Source organism: Pseudonocardia benzenivorans CB1190, from assembly GCF_000196675.2.
Classification (GTDB): domain Bacteria; phylum Actinomycetota; class Actinomycetes; order Mycobacteriales; family Pseudonocardiaceae; genus Pseudonocardia; species Pseudonocardia benzenivorans.
On record NC_015312.1, the window covers coordinates 806,082 to 818,253 of the forward strand.

15 protein-coding genes are annotated in these 12,172 nt (G+C 74.0%); 10 read left to right on the forward strand and 5 right to left on the reverse strand.

Annotated features, from left to right (window positions below; genetic code table 11):
• Position 1 precedes the first annotated feature (1 nt).
• The 3 genes from PSED_RS03855 to PSED_RS35260 form a co-directional block, all read right to left on the reverse strand.
• Positions 2 to 337: a hypothetical protein gene (locus PSED_RS03855; RefSeq protein WP_013672952.1), complete on the reverse strand. Its 336-nt coding sequence runs from the start codon at positions 335 to 337 to the stop codon at positions 2 to 4.
• 195 nt (positions 338 to 532) lie between these two features.
• Positions 533 to 1,057 (reverse strand): hypothetical protein, encoded by a 525-nt coding sequence (locus PSED_RS03860; protein ID WP_041759255.1) that lies wholly within the window; start codon positions 1,055 to 1,057, stop codon positions 533 to 535.
• Positions 1,054 to 1,176, reverse strand: a complete 123-nt coding sequence (locus PSED_RS35260) for a hypothetical protein (RefSeq protein WP_267939114.1) — start codon at positions 1,174 to 1,176, stop codon at positions 1,054 to 1,056. Before PSED_RS35260 ends, PSED_RS03860 begins: the two co-directional genes overlap by 4 nt.
• Between PSED_RS35260 and PSED_RS03865 the strand changes: the two genes are divergently transcribed.
• The 10 genes from PSED_RS03865 (at position 1,177) to PSED_RS03910 (ending at position 10,638) form a co-directional block, all read left to right on the forward strand.
• On the forward strand, positions 1,177 to 1,296 hold the full coding sequence (locus PSED_RS03865) for a DM13 domain-containing protein (protein ID WP_233899290.1): 120 nt from the start codon (positions 1,177 to 1,179) through the stop codon (positions 1,294 to 1,296). It abuts the gene before it with no gap.
• 484 nt (positions 1,297 to 1,780) lie between these two features.
• Positions 1,781 to 2,317, forward strand: a complete 537-nt coding sequence (locus tag PSED_RS03870; RefSeq protein ID WP_013672953.1) for a hypothetical protein — start codon at positions 1,781 to 1,783, stop codon at positions 2,315 to 2,317.
• A 267-nt stretch (positions 2,318 to 2,584) separates the two neighbouring features.
• On the forward strand, positions 2,585 to 2,911 hold the full coding sequence (locus tag PSED_RS03875) for an ArsR/SmtB family transcription factor (RefSeq protein WP_013672954.1): 327 nt from the start codon (positions 2,585 to 2,587) through the stop codon (positions 2,909 to 2,911).
• 25 nt (positions 2,912 to 2,936) lie between these two features.
• The gene (locus PSED_RS03880; RefSeq protein WP_013672955.1) at positions 2,937 to 3,422 is read left to right on the forward strand and encodes an NADH-quinone oxidoreductase subunit B family protein; all 486 of its coding nucleotides are present in this window, start codon (positions 2,937 to 2,939) and stop codon (positions 3,420 to 3,422) included.
• A gap of 13 nt (positions 3,423 to 3,435) precedes the next feature.
• Positions 3,436 to 5,451, forward strand: coding sequence for a proton-conducting transporter transmembrane domain-containing protein (locus PSED_RS03885; protein WP_013672956.1), 2,016 nt, complete (start codon positions 3,436 to 3,438; stop codon positions 5,449 to 5,451).
• Positions 5,448 to 6,395 carry a respiratory chain complex I subunit 1 family protein gene (locus PSED_RS03890; protein ID WP_013672957.1) on the forward strand — a complete coding sequence of 316 codons (948 nt, stop codon included), beginning with the start codon at positions 5,448 to 5,450 and terminating at the stop codon, positions 6,393 to 6,395. Before PSED_RS03885 ends, PSED_RS03890 begins: the two co-directional genes overlap by 4 nt.
• Positions 6,396 to 6,426: 31 nt before the next feature.
• A complete protein-coding gene (locus tag PSED_RS03895; RefSeq protein ID WP_013672958.1) occupies positions 6,427 to 7,104 on the forward strand; it encodes a hypothetical protein in 678 nt (225 codons plus the stop codon).
• On the forward strand, positions 7,101 to 8,603 hold the full coding sequence (locus PSED_RS03900; RefSeq protein WP_013672959.1) for a proton-conducting transporter transmembrane domain-containing protein: 1,503 nt from the start codon (positions 7,101 to 7,103) through the stop codon (positions 8,601 to 8,603). Before PSED_RS03895 ends, PSED_RS03900 begins: the two co-directional genes overlap by 4 nt.
• The gene (locus PSED_RS03905) at positions 8,600 to 10,114 is read left to right on the forward strand and encodes a hydrogenase large subunit (RefSeq protein ID WP_013672960.1); all 1,515 of its coding nucleotides are present in this window, start codon (positions 8,600 to 8,602) and stop codon (positions 10,112 to 10,114) included. The genes PSED_RS03900 and PSED_RS03905 overlap by 4 nt, the downstream gene beginning before the upstream one ends.
• 131 nt (positions 10,115 to 10,245) lie before the next feature.
• The gene (locus PSED_RS03910; RefSeq protein WP_013672961.1) at positions 10,246 to 10,638 is read left to right on the forward strand and encodes a DUF5313 domain-containing protein; all 393 of its coding nucleotides are present in this window, start codon (positions 10,246 to 10,248) and stop codon (positions 10,636 to 10,638) included.
• A gap of 285 nt (positions 10,639 to 10,923) precedes the next feature.
• Here PSED_RS03910 and catC read toward each other — a convergent pair whose 3' ends face one another.
• A complete protein-coding gene (gene catC / locus PSED_RS03915) occupies positions 10,924 to 11,199 on the reverse strand; it encodes a muconolactone Delta-isomerase (RefSeq protein ID WP_013672963.1) in 276 nt (91 codons plus the stop codon).
• A gap of 101 nt (positions 11,200 to 11,300) precedes the next feature.
• The gene (gene catA, locus PSED_RS03920; RefSeq protein WP_013672964.1) at positions 11,301 to 12,149 is read right to left on the reverse strand and encodes a catechol 1,2-dioxygenase; all 849 of its coding nucleotides are present in this window, start codon (positions 12,147 to 12,149) and stop codon (positions 11,301 to 11,303) included.
• Positions 12,150 to 12,172: the final 23 nt, after the last annotated feature.

Below are 12,172 nucleotides of genomic sequence, written 5' to 3' on the forward strand. Positions count from 1 at the left end.
GTCAGCAGTGACGCAGGTCGGGGGTGCTGACACTGATCGCGTCGCGGTGCACGAACCCGGTCGAGCCCTGCGGGTCGGGAGTCAGGCTGATCCGGAACCAGTTGTGGTTGCCGTCGACGGTCTGCCCCTCGGTGAAGCAGAGCGCGGTGACCTGCTGCCCGGGCTTGAGGTTGGTGAAGATCGGCGCGGACCGGTTGTCGGCGTGCTGGTAGGCCGTCGCGGGTGCCTTGATGTAGGCGGGATGCCCCGCCTCCGCGGCAGCCGCGGTCCCGGCGAACCCGACGAGGCCTGCCACGGCGACCGCGGCTCCGACGGCCGCGAGAAGACTGGTGCGCATTTGGTTGCCCTCCGTTTCGATGGTCGGCGCCGGGATTCCGGCGCAGGACCACCATGTCGCGAACCCGGCGTCCGCGATGTCGGGCGAGCGACGGAGCGCGTGGGGGAGGGCGGCGTCGGTCGATCGGCCGGGCCCCGGGTCCGCCGGTCCGCCGGCGGCACAGGAGCACTGGGCGCTGCGTCGGGGCGACAGCGGTCAGTCGAGCAGGTCGGCGACGGCACGCAGCACGGTCGCCGCGCGTGACCCGGTGCCGCGGTCGGCCGTGCCGTCCGGTGCTGGTTCCGGGGTGCCGCGGGGGGCGAGCAACGGTCGGGACGCCGCCGACGGGGCACTGTCGAGGAACGGCGTCTGCCGCGGGTTGCGTCCGAAAGCCGCGAGGACCTGCTCCTGGAACTGCTGGTTCGTGCCCTGGGCGGTGTCCAGCAGCGGCACGGCGATGCGCGAGTAGTCCCCGCGACCACCGGTCTCGAACGCCAGCTCGCTCTGCAGGCAGGCGCTGAAGGTTATCTCCCGCATCGCCTCCGTGCCCCTGGTCGACCGGCCGGCCGGGGTGGCGCCCGTGCGCTGGCGGAACGCGCGGTGCGCCGCCTCCAGCGCGGCGTCGGCGAGGATGAACCGCGGCCTGCCTGGTTCCGGCGGTGGCTCGTCGACGTGCCGGAGGTAGGCCCGGCGCGTCGCGGTGGCCGAGTGGCAGCAGTCCAGGAAGCAGGTCAGGTTCACCTGGTCCGGGAGGTCGGCGAAGAGGGCGCGGAGGAGGTCGACGTGACCGCGCGTTCGGGCCGCATGCCCCGGTACTCGACGAGATCGGCCTTGTCGACGAGCACCTCGCCGTCGCGCACGTGGCAGCCTCCAACTACCCGGTTCCGTCCGACGTCGACCTCGCCGCACTGCCGAGCCTGAGCATCTGGTGCGACCGGTTCAACGTCTCGTTCGCCGCGGCGGCGCTGACGACCGTCTGACCCCCGCCCGGGGCAGCCGGAGCGGCACCGGTCACGGCACGGATCGCGGCCCCTCGGCCGACGTCGGGCCGGCCGGGTCGACACCGGGTCAGGTCCTGCCGCGTCGTCGTCGACGGGGGTGCCGCTGCGCCTGCTCACCCTGCTCACCGACGCGGACGCCGGGCCGACGGACCGGCTGCGGGAGCGCGCGTGCACGCTGACCGGTCGGCTCCCCTGAGACCACCGCGCACACCGCTCGCCGATCAGCGGCCGAACGCCCGTTGGTTCTTCCCGTACGCGTCGAGGCCCATCGGGGGCCTTTTCCCGGGTCGAACGTCCCTTTCTGCTGGATCGAGCGGCGGGGCCGGGTCCATACTCACCGGGCATGTCGACCGACTGCAGGAATGTCCGGTGGTTCGGATCGGTACTGCTCGCCGTTGCGGGTGTGCTTCTTCTCGTCGGTTGCACGAACAGCGAGCGACCCAGCACCTTGCCGCAGACGGCGATGCCGCAGGCCCCGGCGGCGCCGCCCACGGCGAGCCCCGCCGCGTCGAAGACCTTCGTGGGGACGGCGGGCGGGACCGACGCCTTCGTCGCCGTCGTCGTCGACGGCTCCCGGGCGCTGGCGTACGTCTGTAACGGGGTCCCCGGCTCGTCGCCGGCGGCGCCGACCATCCAGGCCTGGTTCAACGTCCCGTCCGACGGCACGACGGTCGACGCGAGCCAGCCGGCCGGTCAGCTCCAGCTCGAGCTGACCGACTCGACGATGACCGGCACGCTCACCCTCGCCGACGGCCGGGCCGCGCCGGTGACCGGTAGCGCGGTGACGGGGGACGCCGGGCTCTACCGGGCCGCGGGCGGCGGAGCGGTGGCCGGCTGGATCCTTGCCACCGATGCCGACCAGCGGGGCGGACTGAGTCTCGACGGCGGCGGCACGCTGGGAGTTCCGACTCTCGACGTGACCCAGACGACGATCAATTTCCGGAACCTGTCCAACGTGCGGATCGCAAAGGTGGGAATCACTCCGATACCGATCCCGTGACGGCGGCGGGTGATCGCGTCCGTGGTCGCGCGACTCCGTTCCATGGCGCCGGAGTGGTGTCCGTCGGTCGGCGCGGCGACGTCGCGCGCACCGCTCGCGGGCGCACCGAAGGGCGCGGGAGCCCGCTCTGTCCGGGTGCTGTCGCACGAGCCCGGCGTCGCCCTCGGGCGTGCAGCCGGGTCCCCGGACGCAAAGACTTACGCAGTTGCTAATGTCTGCAACTGATGAGCGCGTGTGAAGATGGGACGCCGAAGGGGGTGGGCGTTGATGAGCACGCCGCTGTATCAGGCGAAGGCGGAGTTCTTCAAGACGCTCGGCCACCCGGTGCGGATCCGGGTGCTGGAGCTGTTGAGCGTGCGCGAGCACGCCGTGTCGGAGCTGCTGGCCGAGATCGCCGTCGAGCCGGCGAACCTCTCGCAGCAGCTCGCCGTGCTACGCCGGGCAGGTCTGGTCCGCACGCGCAAGGAGGGCTCGTCGGTGTTCTACTCGCTGACGGGTCCGGAGGTGTCGGAGCTGCTCGCCGTCGCGCGGGCGATCCTGTCCGGTGTCCTGTCGGGGCAGGCGGAGCTGCTCGAGGAGCTGCGGCTGGCCTGATCCCCGCCCGGGCCGGGGTGGTCCGGTGCTGAGCCTGTGGCGGGCGATCCGCCGGCTCGGGCGGGCCGCCGAGCCCGCACCCGCACCTCCCGTGCCCGCGGGTCCCGCGGTGGCCGCCGAGCTGGCCGGCTCGGTGCAGGTCCGCCACGTCGACGCGGGGTCGTGCAACGGCTGTGAGCTGGAGATCGGCGCGGCGTTCGGGCCGGTGTACGACGCGGAGCGGTACGGCGCGCGGCTGGTCGCCTCGCCCCGGCACGCCGACGCGCTGGTCGTCACCGGCGCGGTGACCCGGAACATGGTCGAACCGCTGCGCCGCACCTATGAGGCGGTCGGCGAGCCGAAGGTCGTCGTCGCGGTGGGCGACTGCGCGCGCAACTGCGGGGTCTTCGCCGAGGCGTACGGCGTCGTCGGCGCGGTCGCCGATGTCGTCCCGGTCGATCTGGAGGTCGTCGGCTGTCCGCCTCGCCCGGAGACGATCGTGGCCGCGCTACGGCTGTGCACCGGCCGGTGAGCACGGTGGCCCGATGAACGCGGTGGGCTGGGGACTGGTGTCGGCGGTCGTCGTCGCACTGGCCGCGACGGTGGCGGCCCTGGCGGTTCCGCGCCGCCACCGGCCGGCCGTGACCGGCGTCGGTGTGGTCGCGGCAGGGCTGCTCGGGACGGTCGCGGGCGTGGTCGCGACGACCGGCACGACCTGGTCGGTCGCGCGCCCCGATCTGCTTCCGCTGATCGGTCTGGAGCTCGACGTCGATTCGTTGTCGGGGGTGTTCCTCGCTGTCGGTGGCGTCGTGGCGATTGCCGCCGGGACATATGCGATCGGGGCCGCGCGGCACGGTCTCGACGGGCCCGGCGTGCAGGCTGCGCTGCCCGCGTTCGTCGCGTCGTTGCTGCTGGTCCCGGCCGCGGGCAGCGTCGGCACGCTGCTGTACTGCTGGGAGCTGATGGCGCTGACGTCGCTCGTGCTCGTGGTGGCCGAGCACCGGGAGCGCCCCGCGGTGGCGTCGGCGGGGCTCTGGTACGCCGTCATGACGCACGCGGGGTTCGTGGCGATCATGGTCGGGTTGCTGGTCGCGGCCGGCGCGGCCGGCGACGGCTCGTTCGCCGCGATCCGGGCGGCCGCGAGCGGGTTGTCGCCCGCGGCGGCGAGTCCGGCGTTCCTGGCCTGCCTGGCCGGGTTCGGCTCGAAGGCCGGCATGGTGCCGCTGCACCCGTGGCTGCCGCGAGCCCATCCCGAGGCACCGAGCCATGTGTCGGCGCTGATGTCGGCGGCGATGGTCAACCTCGGCGTCTACGGGATCGTCCGGGTCGGGGTCGACCTGCTCGGGGGAGGCCCGTCGTGGTGGTGGGTGACGGTGCTCGTGCTCGGCGCGGTCTCGGCGGTGTACGGCATCCTGCAGGCCGCGGTCGGCAGCGACCTCAAGCGGCTGCTCGGTTACTCGACGACCGAGAACATGGGCCTCGTCCTGGTCGGCGTCGGTGCGTGCGGGATGTTCGCCGCCGCCGGGAGCCGCGCGCTCGCCGGCCTGGCGCTGACCGCGGCGCTGCTGCACGTCATGACGCACGCGGCGTTCAAGACGGTGCTGTTCCTGTCCGCCGGATCGGTCCTGCACGCGACCGGCACGCGCGATCTCGACGCGCTCGGCGGGCTGCGCAGCCGGATGCCGGTGACGACGGCGGCGTTCGGCGTCGGCGCGCTGGCGGCGTCGGCACTGCCGCCAGGCGCGGCGTTCGTCAGCGAGTGGCTGCTGCTGCAGGCCCTGATCCACGGGCTCCCCGCGCCCGGCGTGGTGCCCGCGGTGGTGCTGCCGCTCGGGGTCGCGGCGATCGCGCTGACCGCCGGGCTCGCCGTCGCGACCTTCGTGAAGGCCTTCGGAATCGGGTTCCTCGGCAGGCCGCGTGGCGCCGGTGCGGCAGCCGCGGCCGAGAGCGGCCCGGCGGCGCTGACCGCGATGGTGCTGGCGGGCCTGGCCTGTGTCGCCGCGGCGGTCTGCCCGACCCTCGTGCTCCCGACGTTGGCCGAGGTCGCAGGGGGTGTCGTGCACGCCGTGCCGGCGGTGAGCGGAACGGTCGCGATCGAGCTCGTCGGGGTGAGCGGTGTGTTGTCGCCGGTGCTGCTGGTCGTGACGCTGATCGCCGCCGCGGCGGCGGTCGTGGGTGCGCTCCGGCTGCTGGCTCGTCGCCGGGACCGCAGGCGGGCGCGGCTGTGGGACTGCGGGGCAGGGCCGCTCTCGGCGCGCATGGAGTACACGGCGACGTCGTTCGCCGAGCCGCTGCAGCGCGTGTTCGACGACGTGCTGGCCCCGGAGCAGGACGTCGACGTCAGCCACCACGAGGAGTCGCGCTACCTGGTCGCCGCGGTGTCCTACCGGCGCGAGCTGCCCGACCGGGTCGAACGTCGGCTCTACACCCCGCTCCTGGACGCGGCCACGGCGTGGGGGCGGGCCGGGCGCGGCCTGGCGACCGGGAGCGTGCACCGCTACCTCGGCTACGGGTTCGTCACCCTGTGCGGCCTGCTCGCGTGGCTCGTGGTGACCCGGTGAGCGCCCTCGGGGTCGCCGGTGGCGTGCTGCAGGCGGTGGTGATCGTCGGCGGTGCGCCGCTGCTGCTGGGTCTGATGCGCCAGGTCCGGGCGCGGCTGGAGGGCCGCGCCGGGCCGGGCGTCGGCCAACCCTGGCGTGACCTGCGGAAACTGGTGCGCAAGCAGTCCATCTCGCCGCGTGGCACGACGGAGGTCTTCCGGGTCGCGCCGGTGCTGCTGGTGGCCATGACGCTGGTCGTCGCGGTCGTGGCCCCACTGGTCACCACCGCGTCCGCGGTGCCGCCCGTCGCGGACCTGTTCGTCGTCGTCGCGCTGCTCGCCCACGCCACGGTCGTGATCGCGCTCGCCGGGCTGGACAGCGGGACCGCGTTCGGCGGGATGGGCGCGAGCCGGGAGGTGACCGTCCTCGCGCTCGTCGAGCCGACCGCCCTCGTCGCGATCTTCGCGCTGTCCGTCCCCACGGGGTCGACCAGCCTGCCGACGATCGTCGGCACCGCCCTCGACGACCCGCAGCGGCTCATCTCACCGGCGAGCCTGCTCGCGGCGGTCGCGCTGGCGGCCGTGATCGTCGCCGAGACCGGACGGCTGCCGGTGGACAACCCGTCGACGCACCTCGAGCTGACGATGATCCACGAGGCGATGGTCCTGGAGTACGCGGGCCCGGACCTCGCGCTCGTCGAGCTGGGCTCGGCGATGCGGCTGTCGGTCTATCTCGGCCTGTTCACCTCGCTGTTCGTGCCCTGGGGGATCGCCACCACCGCGACCCCGCTCGCGCTGGCCCTCGGTGTCGTCGCGCTGGTCGTCAAGGTCGGGGTCGTGGGCGCCGGGCTGGCCGCGCTCGAGGTGTTCCTGGCCAAGCTGCGGCTGTTCCGGGTGCCGGAGCTGCTGGCCGGGTCGTTCCTGCTGGCCCTGCTCGCCGTCACCACCGCCTACGTCCTCGGCTGACCGGACCGACGCCAGTGGAGGACACACCGGAATGGAGCCCGTCGTCATGAGCCCACCCGCCGCAGCGCTGCTCGACGTCGCGGCCGGCGCGCTGCTGCTCACCGCCGTGCTGGTGGTCTGGCGGCGCGACCTGCCGACGATCCTGCGGATCTTCACCGCGCACGGGCTGGCGCTCGGTGCCCTGGTCGGTGTGCTGGCCTGGGCGCAGCGCTCGGTGGAGCTGGGGCTCGTCACGATCGGGGTCCTCGCGGTGCGCGGGGGGCTGCTGCCGTGGCTGCTGCGCCGCGCGCTCGCCGGGGCGGGACCGGCCCGGCGCGAGGTCCGGCCGGTGGTCAACGTCACCGCGTCGCTGCTGGCCGTCGCGGCGCTCGTGCTGCTGGCGTTCTCCGTCTCGGTCCCGCTCGTCGAGCTCGGGGAGTCGCCCGCCACGCGGGCGGTCCCGGTGGCCGTCGCGGTGGTCCTGATCGGGCTGCTCGTCCTCGTCACCCGCCGGCACACGATCTCCCAGCTCGTCGGGTTCCTCCTGGTGGACAACGGGATCACGGCCGCCGGGTTCCTCACCACGTCGGGCATCGGGCTCGTCGTCGAGGTCGGGGTTGCGCTGGACGTGCTGCTGGCGGTGCTCGTGCTGCAGGTGCTCGCCGGGCGGATCCGCGACACCTTCGGCGATGTCGACCTCGGCGAGCTGCGGGAGCTGCGGGACCGATGACGACACCCACGCTCGCCGCGCTCGCGATCGCGCCGATCGCGGTCCCGGCGCTGACCGCGGCCGGCTGCGCCGTCGCCGGCCGCCGCACGGCCGCTGCCGCGGGCATCGGCTGCGCGGCCGCCGTGCTGGCGGTCGCAGCCGGCCTCGGGGCGCATGTCGTCGCCGGCGGTCCCGTCGAGGTCGCCGGGCTGCGCGTCGACGCGCTCAGTGCGTTCATGCTGGTCGTGATCGGCGCGGTGGCGATGGTCGCCGCCATCGCGGCGCCCGCCCACGTCGCCGCGGAGGTCGACGCCGGCCGGCTCGCGCCGAGCACGGCCCGGCGCCAGGGCGTGCTCGTGCACGCGTTCCTGGCCGCGATGGCGATCGCCGTGCTGGCCGCGGACCTCGGCGTGCTGTGGGTCGCGGTCGAGGCGACCACGATCGTCACGGCCTTCCTCGTCGGCCAGGGCCGCACCCGGGGGGCGGTGGAGGCGGCCTGGAAGTACGTCGTCATCTGCTCGACGGGCATCGCGCTGGCCCTGCTGGGACTCGTGCTGCTCAACCACGCGGCCGCGCACGCGCCCCCCGGGACCGGCGGGCACGGGCTGGACTGGGCCGGCCTCGTCACCGCGGCCCCCGGCCTCGACCCCGGCGTCACCCGGATCGCGGTCGTCCTGCTCGTGCTCGGCTTCGGGGCGAAGGCCGGGCTCGCGCCGCTGCACGCCTGGCTGCCCGACGCGCACAGCCAGGCGCCCGCCCCGGTGTCGGCGCTCATGTCCGGCGTCCTGCTGGCCGTGTCGTTCTCCGCGATCCTGCGGGTCAAGGTGATCGCCGACGCCGCGCTCGGCCCCGGGTTCGTCCGGGCCCTGCTGCTCGGCGCCGCGCTCGTCTCGCTCGCCGTCGCGGCCTCGCTGCTGCTGGCCCAGCGCGACTACAAGCGGATGCTCGCCTACTCCAGCATCGAGCACATGGGCCTGCTGGCCCTCGGCGCCGGCATCGGCGGGGCGGCCGCGACCGCGGCGGTGCTGCTGCACGTGCTCGGCCACGGGCTGGTCAAGAGCGTCGCGTTCGTCGGCGCCGGCCGGATCGCGCAGCTCACCGGGACCAGCCGGATCGACCGCGTCCGCGGGCTCGTCGCGACCCAGCCCGGCCTGGCGGCAGCAACGGGCCTCGCGGTCCTGGCCCTGCTCGGGCTGCCCCCGTTCAGCCTGTTCGCCAGCGAGTTCGCGATAGTGCGGGCCGGCCTGGCCGGCGACGGTCCCGCCGCCGGCTGGGCGGTCGTCGTCGCGCTCGGGCTCGTCGTCGTGATCGGTGCGGCGATGCTGCGGCACACCGGACGGATGCTGCTGGGCCCCGCACCGGACGGCCCCGGGGCGGCGGCCGCGCCCCGGCGGCTGCCGCGGTCGACCGCCGTCGCCATGGCCGCCGGCCTCCTCGCCGCCGCCGTGCTCGGCGTGACCGCGGGCCCGCTCGCCGAACTGATCACCCACGCCGCGCGCACCCTCACCGGAGCACCATGACGACGCCCATCGGTACCGGCGCAGGCCGGATCGTCTCGACGGTGCCCGCCGACGCGTTGCCCGAGCGCGCCGCCGCACTGCTCGCCGGCGGCGCCCGGCTGGCCCTCGTCGCCGGACACGACGACCGGCCGTCCGGCGGCGGGCTGCGCACGGTCCATCTGTTCGTGCAGCCCGGCGCCGACCTGCGCACCGAGCTGCACGTCCACCTCGACCCCGGCCGGCCCGCGCTCCCGAGCCTGGCCGCGCTCTCGTTCCCGGCGGGCCGGTTCGAACGCGAGCTGCGGGACCTGTTCGGCATCGAACCGGTCGGCCACCCGTTGCCGCGCAGGCTCGTCCGGCACTTCCACTGGCCTCGCGGCTGGTATCCGATGCTCTCCGACGCCGGTCCGGCCCCGGCGTTCGGCGACCCCGACGGGCCCTACCCGTTCCGCCCGGTGGAGGGGCCCGGCGTCTATGAGATCCCGGTCGGGCCGGTGCACGCCGGCATGATCGAGCCGGGACACTTCCGGTTCTCGGTGGTCGGCGAGACGATCCTCAAGCTCAAGGCCCGGCTGTGGTTCGTCCACCGTGGGCTCGAGAAGCTGGTCGAGGGCCGCTGTCCCGCCGATGCGCTCGAGATCGCGCAGCGGGCGAGCGGGGACACCACCGTGGGGCACGGGGTCGCGTTCTGCCAGGCGATCGAGGACGCCCTGGGCATCGACGTCGGACCCCAGGCCCACCGGCTGCGTGCGGTGCTGCTGGAGCTGGAGCGCCTCTACAACCACGTCAACGACCTCGGGGCGCTGTGCAACGACGTCGGCCACGGCGTCCTCAACGCACACGCCCAGCGCGTCCGGGAACGACTGTTGCGGCTCAACGACCAGGTCACCGGACACCGCCTGCTGCGTGGCGCGGTCGTTCCCGGGGGCGCGGCCGTCGTCGCACTGCCCGATCCCGCTGTGCTCGCCCGGGTGGCCGCCGACGTCGCGGAGATCGCCGACCTCGCGCTCGGGCACAGCGTCGTGCACGACCGGTTCGCCGGGACCGCGGTCCTGACCCGCGACCAGGCCGCCGAGCTCGGCACCCTCGGCTACGTCGCGCGGGCCAGCGGCCTCGCCGTCGACGCCCGCCACGACCACCCCGTGCTCCTGGACGAACTGCCGCGGGCCGAGTACAGCTGCACCGGCGGCGACGTGCTCGCGCGCTTTCAGGTGCGACGCGAGGAGATCGACCTCGCCGTCGCGACGATCGCCGCCCTCGCCGAACGGCTCGACGGCCCGGACCACCGCGTGGACCCGCGCGACCGACCCGGTTCGGGCCGTTCGGGTGTGGGCATCGTCGAGGGCTGGCGCGGCACCATCACGCACCGCGTCGAGCTGGCCGACGACGGCACGCTGCGCCGGCTCAAGATCGTCGACCCGAGCTTCTTCAACTGGCCCGCGCTGCCCGTCGCCCTCGCGGACACGATCGTTCCCGACTTCCCGCTGGTCAACAAGAGCTTCAACCTCTCCTACGCGGGCAACGACCTCTGACGCGACGGTCGATGCTTGCACATCGTGGCAACTTCGAAACTCGGCAACGAGATAGGCTGGACCGTGACGACGTGTTCGTCCGCGAGACCCGCGGCGATCCGCGGCGAGGACGGCAGGAGACGAGCCCGACCATGACGACGGTGCAGCGTCCGAGCCCGGTGCGATGGCTGTGGTACGCGCTCGGCGGATCCCTGCCCGCCCGCCACCGCGAGTGGGTCCTGTACGACGCGACCCGCCCCACGTGGCAGCTCCGCCACTTCGCCCGCGCCTGTGTCCAGCTCGGGCTGATCACGGTGCCGGTCCTGCTCCTGGTTCCCGGGCCGCTCTGGGTCAGGGCACTGGCCACCCTGCTCGGCTGGCTCGTCGCCCTCCAGTACGTGCTGTACACCGCCGACGGATCCGTCGAGCACAGGGTGCAGAAGGCGGGCTACCCACCGGGCACCGCGCAACGGGTCCGCGACGACGCCGGCGCCGACGAGCGGGCGGCGGCCGCCGCCCGCTACGCCCGCCGCTACCGCACCTGACGCGCGCTTGTCCCCGGCCGGCGGGTCGACCGCGGGTCCGTCAGGCGACGAGACCGGCGGCTGCGGCGCGACCGCGAATCTCGACCGCCGTCTCGAGCATGGCCGCGGTGCTGGTGAACCGGTCCTGGGGGTCAGGTCCACGATGAGCTCGTCGATGCGCGTGAGCGCGTACGCCGCCGTCGCGGTGAACATCCCGCTGAACACCCATGATCCTGTCGGCAACCCGACCAGCTCCTTGCTCCTGCCCGGCTGACCCCAGGGTTCCGGCCGATCTTGCGCAGCGGCCTACAGCGCGGAGGGGTGCGGGCACAGCGCCGTCACCGCGATCGTCATGAAAGGGAACAGCGGCAGGTTCCAGAGGATGTCGTGCAGCTCGTCGGAGGAGCCCACGTCGAACACGCTGACGTTCGAGTACCGGCCCACGACCCGCCAGATGTGGACCCAGGTGCCCTGTTTCTGCAGGTCCTGGCAGTACGCCCGCTCCCGGGCGACGAGATCGGCCCTCACCTCCGGGGCGAGGTCACGGGGGATCGCGACATCCATCGTGACGTGGAAGAGCATGCGAGGTGTCCTCTCGGGAGGGCAGGCGACCCACGTCGCCCGCCCGCTGTGGCACGGAGGCCCTGGGTCCGGCTCCGGCGGCCGGAGCCGGACCCGGGCGGTCAGGCGCGCTCGAGCACGAAGTCGTACTCGACGGCCCAGCCCTCGGCAGTGGGCGTGGGGTCGAGGACGAGCTCGTCCTTCGTCGCGGTCGCGACGTCGTCGTCGAGCCATTCGCCGCCCGTGAAGTACAGCTGCGTGGTGATCTGGCGGTACCCGTCGGCGCGCACCATCAGGTGCAGGTGGGCGGGCCGCCACGGGTGCCAGCCGGCGGCCGAGATCAGCGCACCGGTGGGTCCGTCCGTCGGGATCTGGTACGGAGCGGGCTTGATCGAGCTGATCTCGAACCGGCCCTCGTCGTCGGCGACGACCACGGCACGCAGATTGCCGTCCGGCAGGTGCGGCGCGAAGCCGGAGTAGTAGCCGTCCGCGTCGGCCTGCCAGAAGTCGATCTCGGCGCCCGGGAGGGGATGGCCGTCGAGGTCGCGGACCTGCCCGCTGAACACGAGCTTGTCGCCCTTCTCGCCCGCGCGCATCGGGAGCGTCGCCACCGCGGGCAGCCGGGTCTGGCCGGGCAGGTAGTACGGGCCCTCGATGGTGCCGACGGTTCCTCGCTGGGTCCGGGCGGCGACCTTCTCGATCTCGTGCTCGACGAAGACGTCGAGGAACAGCGGCCATTCGCCGCCCTCGCCGACGTCCATCAGCCACCGCTTCGCGGCCTGGAACTCGGGGTAGGTCACCTCCTCCTCGCGCACGACCTGATGGATCGCCTCGAGGACGCGCCGGACGACGCGGTCGGTCCGTTCCTGGCTCGTCGCGGCGGGACCACGACGCTCGGAGCTCGCCCGGAACGCCTCGGACGCGTTGGCGCCCGATCCGGCCGCGGTGGGGGACGGGGTGGTGGTGGTCATGCTGTTCCCTTCGTCGAGACCTC

Coding starts and splice junctions, on each gene's coding strand:
- PSED_RS03895 (WP_013672958.1), top strand. CDS start 6,427: ATGGAGCCCGTCGTCATGAGCCCACCCGCCGCAGCGCTGCTCGACGTC.
- PSED_RS03885 (WP_013672956.1), top strand. CDS start 3,436: ATGAACGCGGTGGGCTGGGGACTGGTGTCGGCGGTCGTCGTCGCACTG.
- PSED_RS03910 (WP_013672961.1), top strand. CDS start 10,246: ATGACGACGGTGCAGCGTCCGAGCCCGGTGCGATGGCTGTGGTACGCG.
- PSED_RS03875 (WP_013672954.1), top strand. CDS start 2,585: ATGAGCACGCCGCTGTATCAGGCGAAGGCGGAGTTCTTCAAGACGCTC.
- catC (WP_013672963.1), bottom strand. CDS start 11,199: ATGCTCTTCCACGTCACGATGGATGTCGCGATCCCCCGTGACCTCGCC.
- catA (WP_013672964.1), bottom strand. CDS start 12,149: ATGACCACCACCACCCCGTCCCCCACCGCGGCCGGATCGGGCGCCAAC.
- PSED_RS03900 (WP_013672959.1), top strand. CDS start 7,101: ATGACGACACCCACGCTCGCCGCGCTCGCGATCGCGCCGATCGCGGTC.
- PSED_RS03905 (WP_013672960.1), top strand. CDS start 8,600: ATGACGACGCCCATCGGTACCGGCGCAGGCCGGATCGTCTCGACGGTG.
- PSED_RS03870 (WP_013672953.1), top strand. CDS start 1,781: ATGCCGCAGGCCCCGGCGGCGCCGCCCACGGCGAGCCCCGCCGCGTCG.
- PSED_RS03855 (WP_013672952.1), bottom strand. CDS start 337: ATGCGCACCAGTCTTCTCGCGGCCGTCGGAGCCGCGGTCGCCGTGGCA.